This is a genomic window from Sphingomonas sp. KR3-1 (assembly GCF_040049295.1).
Lineage (GTDB): Bacteria > Pseudomonadota > Alphaproteobacteria > Sphingomonadales > Sphingomonadaceae > Sphingomonas.
Window position 1 is genome coordinate 88,049 of record NZ_JBDZDQ010000001.1, and the last position, 14,435, is coordinate 102,483.

Here is a 14,435-nt window from a genome sequence, read left to right on the forward strand (position 1 = left end):
GCATGGGGAGGCCCTGCATGACTTCGGGACGTGCAGCCATATTGATGAACTATGTTTCGGTTGCACTCGAAGTGGGCCTCGATCCCTATCGAATCCTGGCCGACGCCGGCGTGAATCCCTCCCAATTGCGCAATCCGGAGGAGCGGTTGCCGCGCGGCGCGATCGCCTCGATCCTCGAACGCTCGGCGATGGAGGCCAATTGCCCGCAATTCGCGATGCTGATCGCCGAGCGGCGCGACCTCTCCGCGCTGGGCCCCGTCAGCCTCGTCCTCCAGCAGCAGGAGACGCTGGAAGACGCGATCCGCACGCTGATCCGCTATCAGCATCTGCTCAGCGACCTGCTCACCTTCAGCCTGGAGATCGAGGACGACAGCGCGCTGGTCCGTACCCAGATCGTCAGCAACATCGATTTCGTGCCCCGCCAGGCGCATGAGGCGGTCGGCGCGATCCTGGCGCGCGCCTTCGTCGAGATCGGCGGCGCGGCGTGGAAGGCCGATTGCCTGCACTTCATGCACGCCGGGCCGCGCACGCTCGATGTGCACCACCGCGTGCTCGGCTGCCCAGTGATGTTCGGCAGCGACGTCAACGGCGTGGTCTACAGCCTCGCCACCCTGCGGGCGCGCAACCCGAGCTACCGCTCCAACCTCGCCGCCTATGCCAACAGCTATTTCGAGACGCAGCTGCCCTCGGCGCCGGTGCTGAGCGAAGTCGAGCGGACCCGGCGCGCTCTCTATGTGCTGCTCTCCTCGGGCCATGCATCGATCGAGCATGTCGCGCGGCACCTCGGCGTGGCGCCGCGTACGCTCCAGCGCCGGCTGGATGCGGAGGGAAGCGGGTTCAGCGCAGTGCTCAACCATGTGCGCCGCGAACTGGTGGTCCGCCACCTGCTCAACGCCGTCCATCCGCTGGGCTCGGTCGGCGAGATGCTTGGCTATGCCTCGCCGGCCGCATTCACCCGCTGGTTCAGCTCCGAATTTGGCATGTCGCCCAGCGCCTGGCGTCGCCATGCCGGCGAGGAGACCGCATCGCCGCTCGCACGGGACGGCGCGCCGCCCAGCGAGCCCGCCGCCTTCACGCCGCTGGCGCCGTTTCCGCCATTGTGAACGCGAACCGGTCGCGGATGCGTCGGTTGAAGTAGCTGCCCTTCGAGATCGCCTGCTTCATGCCCTGCGCGACTCGCTCCGGCACGGCATGATAGTGGTAGCGGCGTCCGGAGACGAAAGTGATGTCGAGCCGGTGCTCGGCTTCGTCATAGGACCAGGCGCGGATCACGCTCGACGGCATGCGGGTGCAACGCGCGGCGAACCGCCGCGCTCCCCTTGCGACTCCCCCGCCCGCCTGCGATGCTCCGGCGATGACAGACCTCGACGCCTTTATCGCCGGCCTGCCCAAGGCCGAGCTCCATCTGCATATCGAGGGCAGCCTCGAGCCCGAGCAGATGTTCGCCTTCGCCCAGCGCAACCAGGTCGCGATCCCCTTTGCCTCGGTGGAGGAAGTGCGCGCGGCCTATGAATTCTCGAACCTGCAGGACTTTCTCGACATCTATTATGCCGGCGCCAACGTGCTGCGCACCGAAGAAGATTTCCGCGACCTGGCGCTGGCCTATTTCGAGCGCGTGGCGAAGGACGGCGTCGTCCATGCCGAGATCTTCTTCGACCCGCAGACGCACACGCACCGCGGCATCCCGTTCGGCGTGGTCGCCAACGGGCTGCTAGCGGGCATGGCGGAGGCCGAGGAACGGCTCGGCATTACTTCGAAGCTGATCCTGTGCTTCCTGCGCCATCTCGACGAGGAAGACGCGTTCAAGACGCTCAGCCAGGCCCAGCCCTGGATCGACCGGATCGCCGGCGTCGGCCTCGATTCGTCCGAGGTCGGCCACCCGCCGTCCAAGTTCGAGCGCGTCTTCGCCGCCGCCGCCGCGATGGGGCTCAAGCGCGTCGCCCATGCCGGCGAGGAGGGGCCGCCTGCCTATGTCGAGGAAGCGCTCGACCTGCTCCAAGTCGACCGGCTCGACCATGGCAATCGCAGCCTCGAGGATCCGGCGCTGGTCGCCCGCCTCGCCCGCGCGTCGATGACGCTCACCGTCTGCCCGCTCTCCAACGTCAAGCTGTGCAACGTCGCCTCGGTCGACGAGCACCCGATCGACCGGATGCTCGAGCTCGGCCTGCGCGCCACGGTCAATTCGGACGATCCGGCCTATTTCGGCGGCTATGTCGCCGACAACTACCGGGCCATCGCCCAGGGCCGTGCGCTGAGCCGCCGCGATCTCGTCACGCTGGCACGGAACAGTTTCCTGGGCTCCTTCCTTTCCGATGACGAAGTCGCCGCGCACCTGTCGCGCGTCGACGCCTATGCGAAGGAGCACGCATGAGCATCGTGTTCACCCACTTCACCCACGAAGAGATGGTGGCGGGCATCCACGCCATCGCCGAAGCGGCGGAGGCCTGGAACCCTACCCTCCTCGTTGGCATCGGCCGCGGCGGGCTGACGCCGGCGGTGTTCCTGTCGCACCGGATGGGCCTGCCGCTCGTCTCGATCGACCATTCGACCAGGATCGCCCAGTTCGGCGAGGAACTGGTCGCGGTGCTGGCGCGGCGCACGCGCGAAGGCGACCGGCTGCTCTTCGTCGAGGACATCAACGACAGCGGCAAGACGATCGGCGAGATCCGCGCCGCGCTGGCGGCCGAGGAAGCGTTCGCCAGCCGCATCCGCTTCGCCGTGCTGCTCGACAATATCCGCTCATCGCAGCGCGTCGACTATGGCGCGCGCCAGATCGACCGATCGATCCACAAGGACTGGTTCGTCTTCCCCTGGGAGGCGATGGCGCCACGCGACACGCTGTCCGCCGAAGCCATGGAAGTCCCTGAACGCCTTGCATGAATTCGAGTTCATTCACCCACGGTCAATCGCGCTTCTGGCACGCTCCGCCGTGGACACATCACTGCCGGCACGCGTTCGTTCCGTCATACCCGTGCCCAAGATTTAACCTGGAGGAACCATGCTGAGCACTCCCAAGCGCACCCGGATCGCAGCGCTTGCCCTCATCCTCGCCGGCAGCGTCTCGCTGTCCGCCTGTATGACCGCGACCCCCTATCAGCCGGCTGTCGGCAGCGGCAGCGCCCGCGCCGGCTATTCGGACACGCAGATCGAAGGCAATCGCTTCCGCGTCAGCTTCGCCGGCAACAGCCTCACCGCGCGCGAGACGGTCGAGCGCTACCTGCTCTATCGCGCCGCCGAGCTGACGCTGCAGCAGGGCTTCGACTATTTCGTCCTGTCCGATCGCGACACCGAGAAGAAGACCGATATCGTCAGCACGCCGAGCGCGTGGGGCGGCCCCGGCCCCTGGGGCTATTGGAGCCCGTCCTGGCGCTTCTATCGCGGCCCGCGCTATGGCGGCTGGCGCAGCTGGGACCCCTTCTATGACGATCCCTTCTGGCGCGACCGCGACTGGGATTATCGCACCGTCACCCAGTACGAAGCGATGGCCGAAGTGGTGATGGGCAAGGGCCCCAAGCCCATGGACAATCTGCGCGCCTTCGACGCGCACGAGGTCGTCAGCCGCCTCGGCCCGTCGATCCAGATGCCCACGCAGAAGTAAGCGGATACGAAAAACCCCTCCGGCTCAGGCGGGAGGGGCTTTCGAGAGGGAGGGCCGCAACGCCCTCCCTTTTCTTTTGGCCGGCGGGCTACGCCACCTGACCGTGGCAGTGCTTGTACTTGCGTCCCGAGCCGCACGGGCACGGCGCATTGCGGCTGACCAGCCCCTCCCACTGCGCCGGATCGGTGCCCAGCTCGTCGCCCGTCGGCTGGGGGATGCCCATCTGCGGCAGGCGAGTGGTGACCAGGCCGGCGGCGCCGCCGTCATAGTCATAGCTGTCGTCCTCGCCAGTCAGCGGGTCGATATGCGTGGTCAGGAAGTCGGGCAGGTCGGGGAGCTGCGGCGCCGGCTCCATGCGGAACTGGGCAAAGGCCAGCGTGCGAGTCACGTCCTCGCGGATCTGCTCGAGCATGCGCTCGAACATCGAGAAGGCTTCGTGCTTGTACTCGTTGATCGGCGTCTTCTGCGCATAGGCGCGCAGGTGGACGACCTGGCGCAGCGCATCGAGCATCGCGAGATGCTCCTTCCAGTGATGGTCGAGATTCTGCAGCAGGATCGACTTCTCGACCTGGCTCCAGGTCTCGGGCTCGAGATCGCCCGACTTGGCCTCGACCAGCTGATCGGCGGCGGCGCGGATGCGCTCCTCGACGATCTCCGGCTCGATCTGCGCCTCGTCCTTGATCCACTGCTCGACCGGGGCGTCGATGTTGAGCGTGCCGAGCACGCGCTCCTTCAGCGCCTCGACCTTCCACTGCTCGGGGTACGATCCGTGCGGGCAATATTCGCCGACGATGGCATTGACCGTCTCGGCGCGCATGTCGGCGACGACATCACCCACCGTATCGGCATCCATGATGTCCGCGCGCTGCTCGTAGATCACCTTGCGCTGGTCGTTCATCACGTCATCATATTCGACGACCTGCTTGCGGATGTCGTAGTTGCGCGCCTCGACCTTGCGCTGTGCGGTCTCGATCGCCTTCGAAAGCCACTTGGAGCCGATCGCCTCGCCATCGGCGATGTTGTTGCGCATCATCTTGGCGAACATCGTGTTCGAGCCGAAGATGCGCAGCAGGTCGTCGTCGAGCGACAGGTAGAAGCGGCTCAGGCCCGGATCGCCCTGGCGGCCCGAGCGGCCGCGCAGCTGGTTGTCGATGCGGCGGCTCTCGTGGCGCTCGGTGCCGAGCACGAACAGGCCGCCGGCTTCCTTCACCTTCTGCTTCTCCGCCGCGATCTCCGCCTTGATCTGATCGATCGCGGCGTCCTTGGCGGGGCCCTCCTCCATCTCGGAGAGCTCGTCATTGGTGCGAAACTCGAGGTTGCCGCCCAGCTGGATGTCGGTGCCGCGGCCGGCCATGTTGGTCGCGATCGTCACCGCGCCCAGGCGGCCCGCCTGCGCCACGATGTGCGCTTCATGCTCGTGCTGGCGCGCGTTGAGCACGCTGTGCTCGACGCCTTCCTTGTTGAGGAACTCGGACAGCATTTCCGACTTCTCGATCGAGACGGTGCCGACCAGCACCGGCTGGCCCTTGGCGGCGTGCTCCTTGATCTTCTTGGCGATCGCCGCGAACTTTTCCTCAAGCGTCTTGTAGAACTCGTCCTCCTCGTCGGCGCGCTGCACCGGCAGGTTGGTCGGGATGGTGACGACGTTCATCTTGTAGATGTCGAAGAATTCGGCAGCCTCGGTCGCCGCGGTGCCGGTCATGCCCGAGAGCTTCGGGTACATGCGGAAATAGTTCTGGAAGGTGATCGAGGCGAGCGTCTGGTTCTCCGGCTCGATCGCCACGCCTTCCTTGGCTTCCACCGCCTGGTGCAGGCCGTCCGACCAGCGCCGGCCGTCCATCATGCGGCCGGTGAACTCGTCGATGATGACGACCTTATTGTCCTTCACGATGTAATCGATGTCGCGCTTGAACATCACGTTCGCGCGCAGCGCCTGGTTCAGGTGATGGACAACCTGGGTGTTCTCGAAATCATAGAGATTGGCGCCCTGGAGCAGCCCGGCGGCCTCCAGCATGCGCTCCACCTTCTCGGTGCCGTCCTCGGTGAGGACGATCGTGCGCTGCTTCTCGTCCATGTCGTAATCGTCTTTGACGAGCTGCTTCACCACCACGTCGACGCCCATGTAGAGCTCCGACTTGTCGTCGGTCGGGCCCGAGATGATCAGCGGGGTGCGCGCTTCGTCGATCAGGATCGAGTCGACCTCGTCGACAATGGCATAGGCGAACGGGCGCTGCGTCATCGACGAGCGCTCATACTTCATGTTGTCGCGCAGATAGTCGAAGCCGAACTCGTTGTTCGTGCCGTAGGTGATGTCCGCCCCGTACGCCTCGCGGCGCTCATGGTCCGAGAGGTTCGGGATGATCACGCCGACGGTGAGGCCGAGGAACTTGTAGACCCGGCCCATCCAGTCGGCGTCGCGCGCGGCGAGATAGTCGTTGACGGTGACGACGTGGACGCCGTCGCCCGGCAGCGCGTTGAGATAGGTCGCCAGCGTGGCGACCAGCGTCTTGCCCTCGCCGGTGCGCATCTCGGCGATCTCGCCGCGGTGGAGCACGATGCCGCCGACCATCTGCACGTCATAGTGGCGCTGGCCGAGCACGCGCTTGGCGGCCTCGCGCACCGTGGCGAAGGCTTCGGGAAGCAGCGCGTCGAGCTTCTCGCCATTGGCGAGGCGCTCGCGGAACTTCGCGGTCTGGTTCGAGAGTTCCTCGTCGCTCATCGCCACGAGCGCCGGCTCGAAGCCGGCGATCTTGCGGACGATGCCGTCGAGCGACTTGACGTAGCGATCGTTCGAGGAGCCGAAGAGGGACTTGGCAATGCCGCCGAGCATGGATTTTCCAGTCTAAATCTAGGGTGGTCGGACGGGCGCGCCGCTGCGGTCGGCGCCCGTTTGGATGCGGTAACGGAAGAAACGGCCGCCAGGTTCAGCGGACCGCGAAAAAGCTCACTCGAGCCGGCGCTCGAAGGGCAGGTGCAGCGCGCCGAGCGCAAGCTGCACGGCCGCGAGCGGCCGGGTCTTTTCGGGGCGGAGCAGCGGCACCGCGATCGCGGGCGCCGCGCGGCGCGCGGGCAGCACTGCCGCCTGGGCAGCCTGGGCCGCCTGGACCACCGCTACGCCCTGGATCTGCCGCATGCCACCACGATCCGCCTGACCGACGCCGGTCAGGCTTGCGAGGAAGGCAGTCAGGAGAAGCAGCAGTTCCAAACGGCAAGTCTCTAGAAAGGCACGGGCAGTCGCCCGCGCAATTGACCGGGACATAGTGGCTCGATCCGGTTTCGCCAATCCGAAATCGCCCGAAGCGTCAGACCGTCGGCCCTTCGGCGGGGTCGCGTGGCGGCGGTGGGTCGCGCGTCAGGTACATCGACACGGTCATCTCGACGCTGCGCTTGCTCCCCGCGAGCGGCGGATAGCGCATCCCCGAATGGCAGCGATGCGCGACATAGCCCAGCGGATCCTGCGCCGCGGCGCCACTCACCAGCTTGCAGTTGGCGACATTGCCCGCGGCATCGACATCGAAGCGAATCCTGCGCTCGTAAAAGGGCTTGCCGGCCGGGCGCTCGATCGCGGGCGTGGCATCCCCCCCGACGATATGCGTCTCGATCACCTTGATCGTCGCGCCGGCATTCGGCCCGGCCAGCAGTGGCGCCATCGCTGCAGGCACTGGCGCGCCCAGCGCCACACAGGGGCCGCTCGTCACCCGGCTGAAGCCGACGCCGCGGCTCTGCGCCATACAGCCGGCAATGCGCCCACCCTGCACGCGGATCTCGTTGAAGAATATCCAGGACCCGAACTGGCCCTCGCCCTGCGGCAAGACCCAGGTGAACTTGAAATCATAGCTGCCCGGGATCGGCTTTCCGGCGGCGTCGCGCGCCGGATTGAAGCGCGCGCGCTGGCGGAACAACTCGCAGGTGCCCCTGTCCAGCACCGCCGAGCCGCTCGAGGCGGTAACGCTGCATCCGCTCGGAACCCCGTCCGCGCCGACATCGAGGCGCGCCGCGACCGTGCCCGACTGGCGCTCCCAGATCGCCGCGTCGGGATAATCCTCGTCGGTGACCCAGGTTTGCGGCATGCCATAGGGCGTCGGCCGGGTCGCGCCCTTGCTTGCCGCGCCGCCGGCATCCTGCAGGGCCAACGACAGGCCGGCCAGCATCAGTCCCGCAATCATGCATTCTCCCCGCAAAAGCCGTTGCGGCGAAGCCTGGCTCGCATCCGATTGCTGGCAACTGGACGCGAGCCAGGACGTGTTACTTGGTGATGAATTCCACCGAAGAGGAGCGCGATTCCGGTGCCTTGCCCTTGGGCGCGGGCAGCTTCACCGTCTCGGTCACCTGCTGGCAGGCGACCCGGTCGATGGCCGGGCTGCCGCTCGTTTCTTCGACGGTGCAGGCCGAGACGGCGCCCTCGCCGTTGAAATCGAGATGCACGATCGGCGACTTCTTGAAGGTCGCCGGCAGCTTCTGCACGGTGATCGTCATGATGGCGGCCGGCGCAGCGGGGGCCATCTGGCCGGCGAGCGCCAGCAGGGTAGCGAGAATCATGGAATGCCTTTCGAGTCTTTAGCGGCTTGCCTCTTGGTAGCGCATGGCGGGCGGCTGTCCACGGACTCCCGTCACGGCGTGTCGCAAAATTCGGGACGCCGGGCGGCTCGCTATTTCGCCGCCGCGAAGGTCACCAGGGCCATGCGGCTGTCCGGCTCGGCAATGCCCGGCTTGCCGATCTTGAGCGGAGGAACCTGCGCCCTGGTCTGCTCGCAGGCAACGGCATCGAGCTTGGCATTTCCGCTACTCGTTTCGACATGGCAGGCCTTGACCTTCTCGCCCTCGAATTCGAGCCGCAGCAGCGCGGGGTTGGCATAGGTTTTCGGCACTGCCTGAAGTGCGATGTCCACATTGACCGGATCGGCGGCGAGCGCGCTCACCGGGTTGGGGCCGCGCGCGACGTTGGGCAGCGCCCAGGTGAACGTGCCATTATAGGCGAAGGGGATGTTCTTGCCCGCCCCGTCTTGTGCCGGCGTGAACTCGGCGCGCTTGCCCAGGAACAGGCAGGCGGTGTCGTCGAGCTCGGCATAGCCAGAGCTCCTGGTCACGTGGCAGCCCGTCACGTGACCGTTCGCATCGACATCGAGTCTGAAACCGACAGGGCCGTATTGCTTGTTGTGAAGCGCGGCGCGCGGATAGTCGTCGTCGGTGATCCAGGCTTGGGGCCGGTTGCGTGGGATCGGCTTTCGTGCGGTGCCCAGAACCACCTTGTCCTGTGCCGCCGGGACGGCCTGGATCGCCAGCGCCAGCAACGATACCAAAAGCATTGATCTTTCCCCACGCTTGTCCGAAGCGGACGGCAACTTAGCAACAGGTTGCCGCATGTCCATCGAACGCTCCCCGCTCGCGCTGCCCTTCCCTGCCCTGCCGGCGATCCCCGGTGCCACGCCGCGCGTGGCGCGGGCGCGCTACAAGAGCTGGGACCGCTGCGACCTGACCTTCATCGAGCTGGCACCGGGCACGACGGTCGCCGGCGTATTGACCAGCAGCAAATGCCCCTCGCCCGAGGTGGAATGGTGCCGCAAGGCGCTGCCACTCGGCCAGGCGCGGGCGCTGGTGGTCAATGCGGGCAACTCGAACGCCTTCACCGGCAATCGCGGCCGCGCCGCCGTCGAGGCGATCGCCGCCCGCGCCGCCGCGCATCTGGGGTGCGAACCATCGGATGTGTACGTCGCGTCCACCGGCGTGATCGGCGTGCCCCTGCCGATCGACAAGGCTGAGGCCGGCCTCGATGCGGCCTTCACCGCCGCGCCCTGCACTTGGGAAGACGCCGCCGCGACGATCATGACCACCGATACTTTTGCCAAGGGGGTGGTGACCCAGGCGGTCGTCGGAGACCGGACCGTGCAGCTCGCGGGGATCATCAAGGGCTCGGGAATGATCGCGCCCGACATGGCGACGATGCTCGGCTTCATCTTCACCGATGCCGCGATCGATCCCGTATGGCTCCAGGCTGCGCTAAGCGATGCCAATGCCAGGACTTTCTCCTGCATCACCGTGGACGGCGACACCTCGACCAGCGACACCGTGCTCGCCTTCGCCACGGGAGCTGCGGGCAACGCCCCCCTGGCGAGCGACGAGGATGACGGCGCCGACGCGTTCCGCGCCGCGCTTCAGGACATGTGCCACCAACTCGCCCAGCTCGTCGTCCGCGACGGCGAAGGCGCGCAGAAGCTCATCGAGATCACTGTCGAAGGCGCCGAGAGCGACGCCAGCGCCCACCGCATCGCCATGTCGATCGCCAATTCGCCGCTGGTGAAGACCGCGATCGCCGGCGAGGACGCCAATTGGGGCCGTGTCGTCATGGCGGTCGGCAAGGCCGGCGAGCCCGCCGAGCGCGACAAGCTCGCGATCCGTTTCGGCGCCACCCAGGTGGCGCGCGAGGGGCTGGCGGTGGAAGGCTATGACGAGGCGCCGGTAGCCGCCCACCTCAAGGGCCGCGAGATCGAGATCGGCGTCGAGCTGGGCCTTGGCGAGGGTCGCGCCACGGTGTGGACCTGCGACCTGACGCACGGCTATATCTCGATCAACGCCGATTATCGCAGCTGAGATGGAGGGCGGCTGCATGTGCGGCGCGGTCCGCTACCGGCTCGCATCAGAGCCGACCGACGCCGGCTGGTGCCATTGCCGTACCTGCCAGCTGAATTCCGGCAGCCCCGCCATGGCCTTCGCCACCGTGCCTGCCGAGGATTTCGTGCTGCTGTCGGGTGCCGAACTCGTCGGCAGCGTCGCCTCGAGCGAGACCGGGGAACGCCGCTTCTGCAAGGGCTGCGGTACGCCGCTGCTGATGCAGGACAAGGGCGCCGCCACGGTCGATTTCAGCCTGGCGACGCTGGACGAGCCCGGCCGTGCACAGCCGGGCTTCCATATCTATTACGACAGCCGGATCGGCTGGGCGGAGGCGGGCGACAATCTGCCGCGCCACCCCCCGCTCGCGCCGGGAATCAAGCGGCGCTTGAGGCGCCTGCGCCTGCCGCCAGCGAGCTTTCCAGCCACTTCTTGATGCCGTTCTTCGGCATCGCACCGACCTGCGTCGCCGCGGGCTGGCCGTTCTTGAACAGGATCATCGTGGGAATGCCGCGAACGCCGTACTTGGTCGGCGCGTCGGGGTTCGCGTCGATGTCGATCTTGATGATCTGGACCTGATCCGAAAGCTCCTCGGCCAGCTCCTCGAGCGCCGGGGCGATCATCTTGCAGGGCCCGCACCACTCTGCCCAGAAATCGACGAGGACGGGCTTGCCGGCCTCGAGCACGTCTGCGGAAAAGCTGGCGTCGGTGGTCGCCTTGGTGGCCATGGGTACAACTCCTGAGAACTATTGGGTGCTAATCTATGATGCGACCTCGCTTGGTCAAGCGCGCGAGACCAAGCTTTGCTCCGTGGCGACGAAGCCGGGCTTGTGCGCGGCGAGCAGATCCGCGGGCAGCAGGTGCAGCGTCGGGCCCGCCACATAGAGCAGCCCCGCCTCCACCGCCCGCCCGGGGAAGATCACCGCCAGCGCCGCGGCATAGGCGGCCACCTGGCGCACATGATAGGCCGGGATATCGGCCAGCGTGGCGGGCGCGCGCCGGCCGGTCTTGAAGTCGACGACGCGGACCTGGGTGTCGGTCACCACCAGCCGGTCGACCGTGCCGGAGACGACCACCCCCTCCCCCACCACGGCGGCGATCGGCGCTTCGCCCAGCGAATTGGGCCCGAAAAGCGCGGAAAAGCGCGAGTCTTCGGTGACCGCGAGCGCGGCGGCGACCAGCGAGTCGCGCAGCTTTGGATCGGCTACCCCCCCTGCCCCGGCGAGCCAGCGCTCGGCGGCCTGGGCGCGGTCGGCGGGACTGACCGAGGGCAGGCGCTCGAACAGGGCGTGGAGGAGACGGCCCCGCTCCGCGGCGGCGCGCAGGGCCGGAGTCGGCGGAGGATCGGCGACGCTGTCGTCGCCCAGCGAGGAGGGCGCCAGGGGGCGCGGCGGGCGGGCTTCCGCCGGCGCCATGCGGCGGGCCCAGTCCGGCAGGGCCGCGATCTCGACTCGCCCCGCGGCGGCGAGCGGCCTGGCGGGAACCGGCGCCTGGGGCTGCAAGCCCTTGAATTCGCGGGTCTCGCCCTCGCCCACCCCGAGCGCATCGAGGGCGGCGGCGCTGGCGGCGTACCAGCTCTTGGCGGGAGGCACGCCCTTGGCCATCGGCCCCAGCGCGCCGGCGATCACCAGGCGTTCCTCGGCCCTGGTGGCGGCCACGTAGAACAGACGCCAATGCTCGCTAAGCTCGCGCCGATCGGCATTTTCGATGACCTCGCCGAGTACGCCCCGCTCAGCGGCGCGGGGCCGGAAGATCGGCAGTTTTCCGGACACTTCGGAGGGTTCCCATTGCAGGAAGTCGCGCGGGGACCTTGTGGGATCGACGGTGGCGTCCGCCAGGATCACCAAGGGCGCCTGCAGCCCCTTGGCGCCGTGCGCGGTCATCACCCGCACCGCGCCCTGGGGCTGGGCAGCATCGCGGACGATCTCGACATCGCCGCGATCGAACCAGTCGAGGAAGCGCTGCAAGGACGGAGTCGCGGTCTTCTCGAAGTTAAGCGTTGCGTTCAGAAGCTCCTCGATCGGGTCGCGCGCCTCCTCGCCCAACCGGCGCAGCAGCTTGCGGCGGCCGTCGAGCGGACCGGAGAGGATCTCCTCGAGGAAGCGATAGGGCGTGGCGATGTCGGCGCGGCGCAGCAGCGCGTAGAGCGGCGCAAGGCTCTCCTCGCTCTGCGTATTCCGAAGATGGCGCCACAGCCCGATCGGCCCGCGCACCGCCGCGGCCATCAGCTCGTCCTGGCTCCAGCCGATCAGCGGCGAGACCAGCAGTGAGGCCAGCGACAGATCGTCCTCGGGCTGAAGCGCGAAGCGGATCGCGGCGAGCAGGTCCTGCACCGCGAGCGGCGCATTGAGGCGCAACCGATCGACGCCCGCCACCGGCACGCCTTCCGCGTACAGGCGCGCGACGATCAGCGACGCGAGCTCGCCGCGGCGCTTGACCAGGATCATCACGTCCTCGGGCTGCAGCGTGCGGCCCTTGCTTTCGAGTGCAAGCGTTCCGATCCAGCCCCTGATCGCCCGGGCGATGTCGCCGGCGAGCTTGCGGGTGGCATCGCTGACCCATTCCTCCTCGTCCGCCTCGCTGCCGCCCTCGATGACCGGCGGCCACAGCGTCACCGTGCCCGAGCCCGGGACCTCGCTGGCATGCTGCTCGAGGTCGGAAAGTTCGCCCATGCCCGGTGCCGGCAGCACGCCGAGCGCGGCATCGACGAACTCGAGCACCGGACGCGTCGAACGGAAACTGTGGGTGAGCGACAGCTCCTCGACTTCGCGGGGCTCCACATCGAAGTCTGGATCGGGCTGGATGCGCGATTTCGCCAGGAAGCGCTCGAACGCGGCGCGGAAGAAGATCGGATCGGTGCCCTGGAAGCCGAAGATCGCCTGCTTGTAGTCGCCCACGGTGAACAGCGTGCGGATCGTCTCGGCCTTGATCCCCTCGCCGACGAAGAACTCGTCCGCGATCGCGCTGACGATCGCCCATTGCTGGGGATTGGTGTCCTGCGCCTCGTCGATCAGGACATGCTCGGTCGCCTGGTCGAGCTTGTAGCGCACCCATTCGCCCATGCCGGGGCTGCCGAGCAACGCGACGGTGGCGTGGATCAGGTCGTTGAAATCGACCGCGCCGAGGCGGCGCTTGGCCTGCTTGTAGGTCTCGGCATAGATCCGGCCCGCCTCGAGCCCGCGCGCGAGCAGGTCGGCATAGGCGGCCTGGGTCTTCATGCCGAGCAGCTGCGCGCAGCTATCGTAGAGCCGCATCGCATAGTCGGGGTAACCGGCATCCTGCGGCGCCTGGCCCTTGCCGAAGGAGCGCGGCTCGCCCTTGGCGGTGGCCCAGACGCCGTGCAGCTCGGCAAGGGTCGCGGCGCGCGCCTCGGAACCCCTGGCGAGCCAGCCGACGATGATGTCGGCGCGCTCGAGGCCCGACCTGGTGCCCCAGTCGGCACTCATCGTCGCGACCGCGCGCAAACTTGCAAGATCGAACTGGTCGTCGCCGCAGCGCCGGGCGATCTCGGCATCGACATCGCCGAGCGGCAGGCCGAGCGCCTCGCGCAGATAAGGCTGGATCAGCAGGGGCAGCTCGGCGAGCGCCTCGCCCTCGCGCGCGCAGGCCTTGAGGAAATCCTCGGCCTTGCCCTCGCCCAGCCGCAGCGACAGCGCGCCGACGGCGTCCACCACCCATTCGCGGTGGTCGCGCGTCGCATCGACAAGCATCTCGGCCAGCGCCTCGCGCGCCAGCACCGCTTCCTCGCGCTGGTCGAGCGGGCGGAAGCCGGGGACGAGGCCGGCTTCCATCGGGAAGGCGGCGAGCAGCGACTGGCAGAAGCTGTGGATCGTCTGGATGCGGATGCCGCCGCCGGGCGCGTCGAGCACCTTGGCGAAGAGCTGGCGGGCCTTTTCGCGGCCGGCGGGCGAGATGTTCTCGCCCAGCGCCTCGAGATCGGCGGCCAGTTCGGTGTCCGATGCGCGCACCCAGCGGGCAAGCCGGCTGGTGATCCGCTCGGACATCTCGGCCGCGCCGGCCTTGGTGAAGGTGAGGCAGAGGATCGCACCGGGATCGGTGCCGCCGAGCAGCAGTCGCCAGACGCGCGCGGCGAGCACCTGGGTCTTGCCGGTGCCGGCCGAGGCGGAGAGCCAGATATGGCGGCCGGGGTCACTGGCGGCTTTCTGGTTGCCCTTGAGTTTGTGGAGGGGACGGACTTCAGTCATTTGGGATGCCCCCGGCGGTTGAGCGC

Annotated in this window: 14 protein-coding genes; 6 read left to right on the forward strand and 8 right to left on the reverse strand. The window is 67.7% G+C overall.

The features are described 5' to 3' along the window. Positions 1-17 precede the first annotated feature (17 nt). Positions 18-1,103, forward strand: coding sequence for an AraC family transcriptional regulator (locus ABLE38_RS00450; RefSeq protein WP_348972209.1), 1,086 nt, complete (start codon positions 18-20; stop codon positions 1,101-1,103). Here ABLE38_RS00450 and ABLE38_RS00455 read toward each other — a convergent pair. Beyond that, entirely contained in the window at positions 1,072-1,284 is a 213-nt protein-coding gene (locus ABLE38_RS00455) for a KTSC domain-containing protein (RefSeq protein WP_348972210.1), read from the reverse strand. The genes ABLE38_RS00450 and ABLE38_RS00455 overlap by 32 nt on opposite strands. A 70-nt stretch (positions 1,285-1,354) precedes the next feature. Here ABLE38_RS00455 and ABLE38_RS00460 point away from each other — a divergent pair, with 70 nt between their 5' ends. From ABLE38_RS00460 to ABLE38_RS00470, 3 genes are all read left to right on the forward strand, one after another. Beyond that, complete coding sequence (locus tag ABLE38_RS00460; protein WP_348972211.1) at positions 1,355-2,371, forward strand: adenosine deaminase; 1,017 nt, start codon at positions 1,355-1,357, stop codon at positions 2,369-2,371. Continuing rightward, positions 2,368-2,880 carry a phosphoribosyltransferase family protein gene (locus ABLE38_RS00465; protein WP_348972212.1) on the forward strand — a complete coding sequence of 171 codons (513 nt, stop codon included), beginning with the start codon at positions 2,368-2,370 and terminating at the stop codon, positions 2,878-2,880. The genes ABLE38_RS00460 and ABLE38_RS00465 overlap by 4 nt, the downstream gene beginning before the upstream one ends. 118 nt (positions 2,881-2,998) lie before the next feature. After that, positions 2,999-3,598 carry a hypothetical protein gene (locus ABLE38_RS00470; RefSeq protein WP_348972213.1) on the forward strand — a complete coding sequence of 200 codons (600 nt, stop codon included), beginning with the start codon at positions 2,999-3,001 and terminating at the stop codon, positions 3,596-3,598. Positions 3,599-3,686: 88 nt separating this feature from the next. On the opposite strand, the gene secA is transcribed toward ABLE38_RS00470, so the two are convergent. The 5 genes from secA to ABLE38_RS00495 all read right to left on the reverse strand — a co-directional run bounded on the left by secA (position 3,687) and on the right by ABLE38_RS00495 (position 8,904). Further along, positions 3,687-6,428: a preprotein translocase subunit SecA gene (gene secA, locus ABLE38_RS00475; protein WP_348972214.1), complete on the reverse strand. Its 2,742-nt coding sequence runs from the start codon at positions 6,426-6,428 to the stop codon at positions 3,687-3,689. Positions 6,429-6,542: 114 nt separating this feature from the next. Next, positions 6,543-6,803, reverse strand: coding sequence for a hypothetical protein (locus ABLE38_RS00480; RefSeq protein ID WP_348972215.1), 261 nt, complete (start codon positions 6,801-6,803; stop codon positions 6,543-6,545). Positions 6,804-6,900: 97 nt separating this feature from the next. After that, complete coding sequence (locus ABLE38_RS00485) at positions 6,901-7,764, reverse strand: energy transducer TonB (protein ID WP_348972216.1); 864 nt, start codon at positions 7,762-7,764, stop codon at positions 6,901-6,903. A 79-nt stretch (positions 7,765-7,843) separates the two neighbouring features. Then, complete coding sequence (locus tag ABLE38_RS00490; RefSeq protein WP_348972217.1) at positions 7,844-8,137, reverse strand: hypothetical protein; 294 nt, start codon at positions 8,135-8,137, stop codon at positions 7,844-7,846. A 110-nt stretch (positions 8,138-8,247) separates the two neighbouring features. After that, positions 8,248-8,904, reverse strand: coding sequence for an energy transducer TonB (locus ABLE38_RS00495; RefSeq protein ID WP_348972218.1), 657 nt, complete (start codon positions 8,902-8,904; stop codon positions 8,248-8,250). 55 nt (positions 8,905-8,959) lie between these two features. Between ABLE38_RS00495 and argJ the strand changes: the two genes are divergently transcribed. Continuing rightward, complete coding sequence (gene argJ / locus ABLE38_RS00500; RefSeq protein WP_348972219.1) at positions 8,960-10,186, forward strand: bifunctional glutamate N-acetyltransferase/amino-acid acetyltransferase ArgJ; 1,227 nt, start codon at positions 8,960-8,962, stop codon at positions 10,184-10,186. 16 nt (positions 10,187-10,202) lie between these two features. Next, positions 10,203-10,640, forward strand: coding sequence for a GFA family protein (locus ABLE38_RS00505; protein ID WP_348974421.1), 438 nt, complete (start codon positions 10,203-10,205; stop codon positions 10,638-10,640). Here the strand turns inward: ABLE38_RS00505 and trxA are convergent. Next, positions 10,582-10,932, reverse strand: a complete 351-nt coding sequence (gene trxA, locus ABLE38_RS00510; RefSeq protein ID WP_348972220.1) for a thioredoxin — start codon at positions 10,930-10,932, stop codon at positions 10,582-10,584. The two genes, ABLE38_RS00505 and trxA, sit on opposite strands and share 59 nt — an antisense overlap. A 54-nt stretch (positions 10,933-10,986) precedes the next feature. Further along, a complete protein-coding gene (gene addA, locus ABLE38_RS00515; protein WP_348972221.1) occupies positions 10,987-14,409 on the reverse strand; it encodes a double-strand break repair helicase AddA in 3,423 nt (1,140 codons plus the stop codon). Positions 14,410-14,435 lie beyond the last annotated feature (26 nt).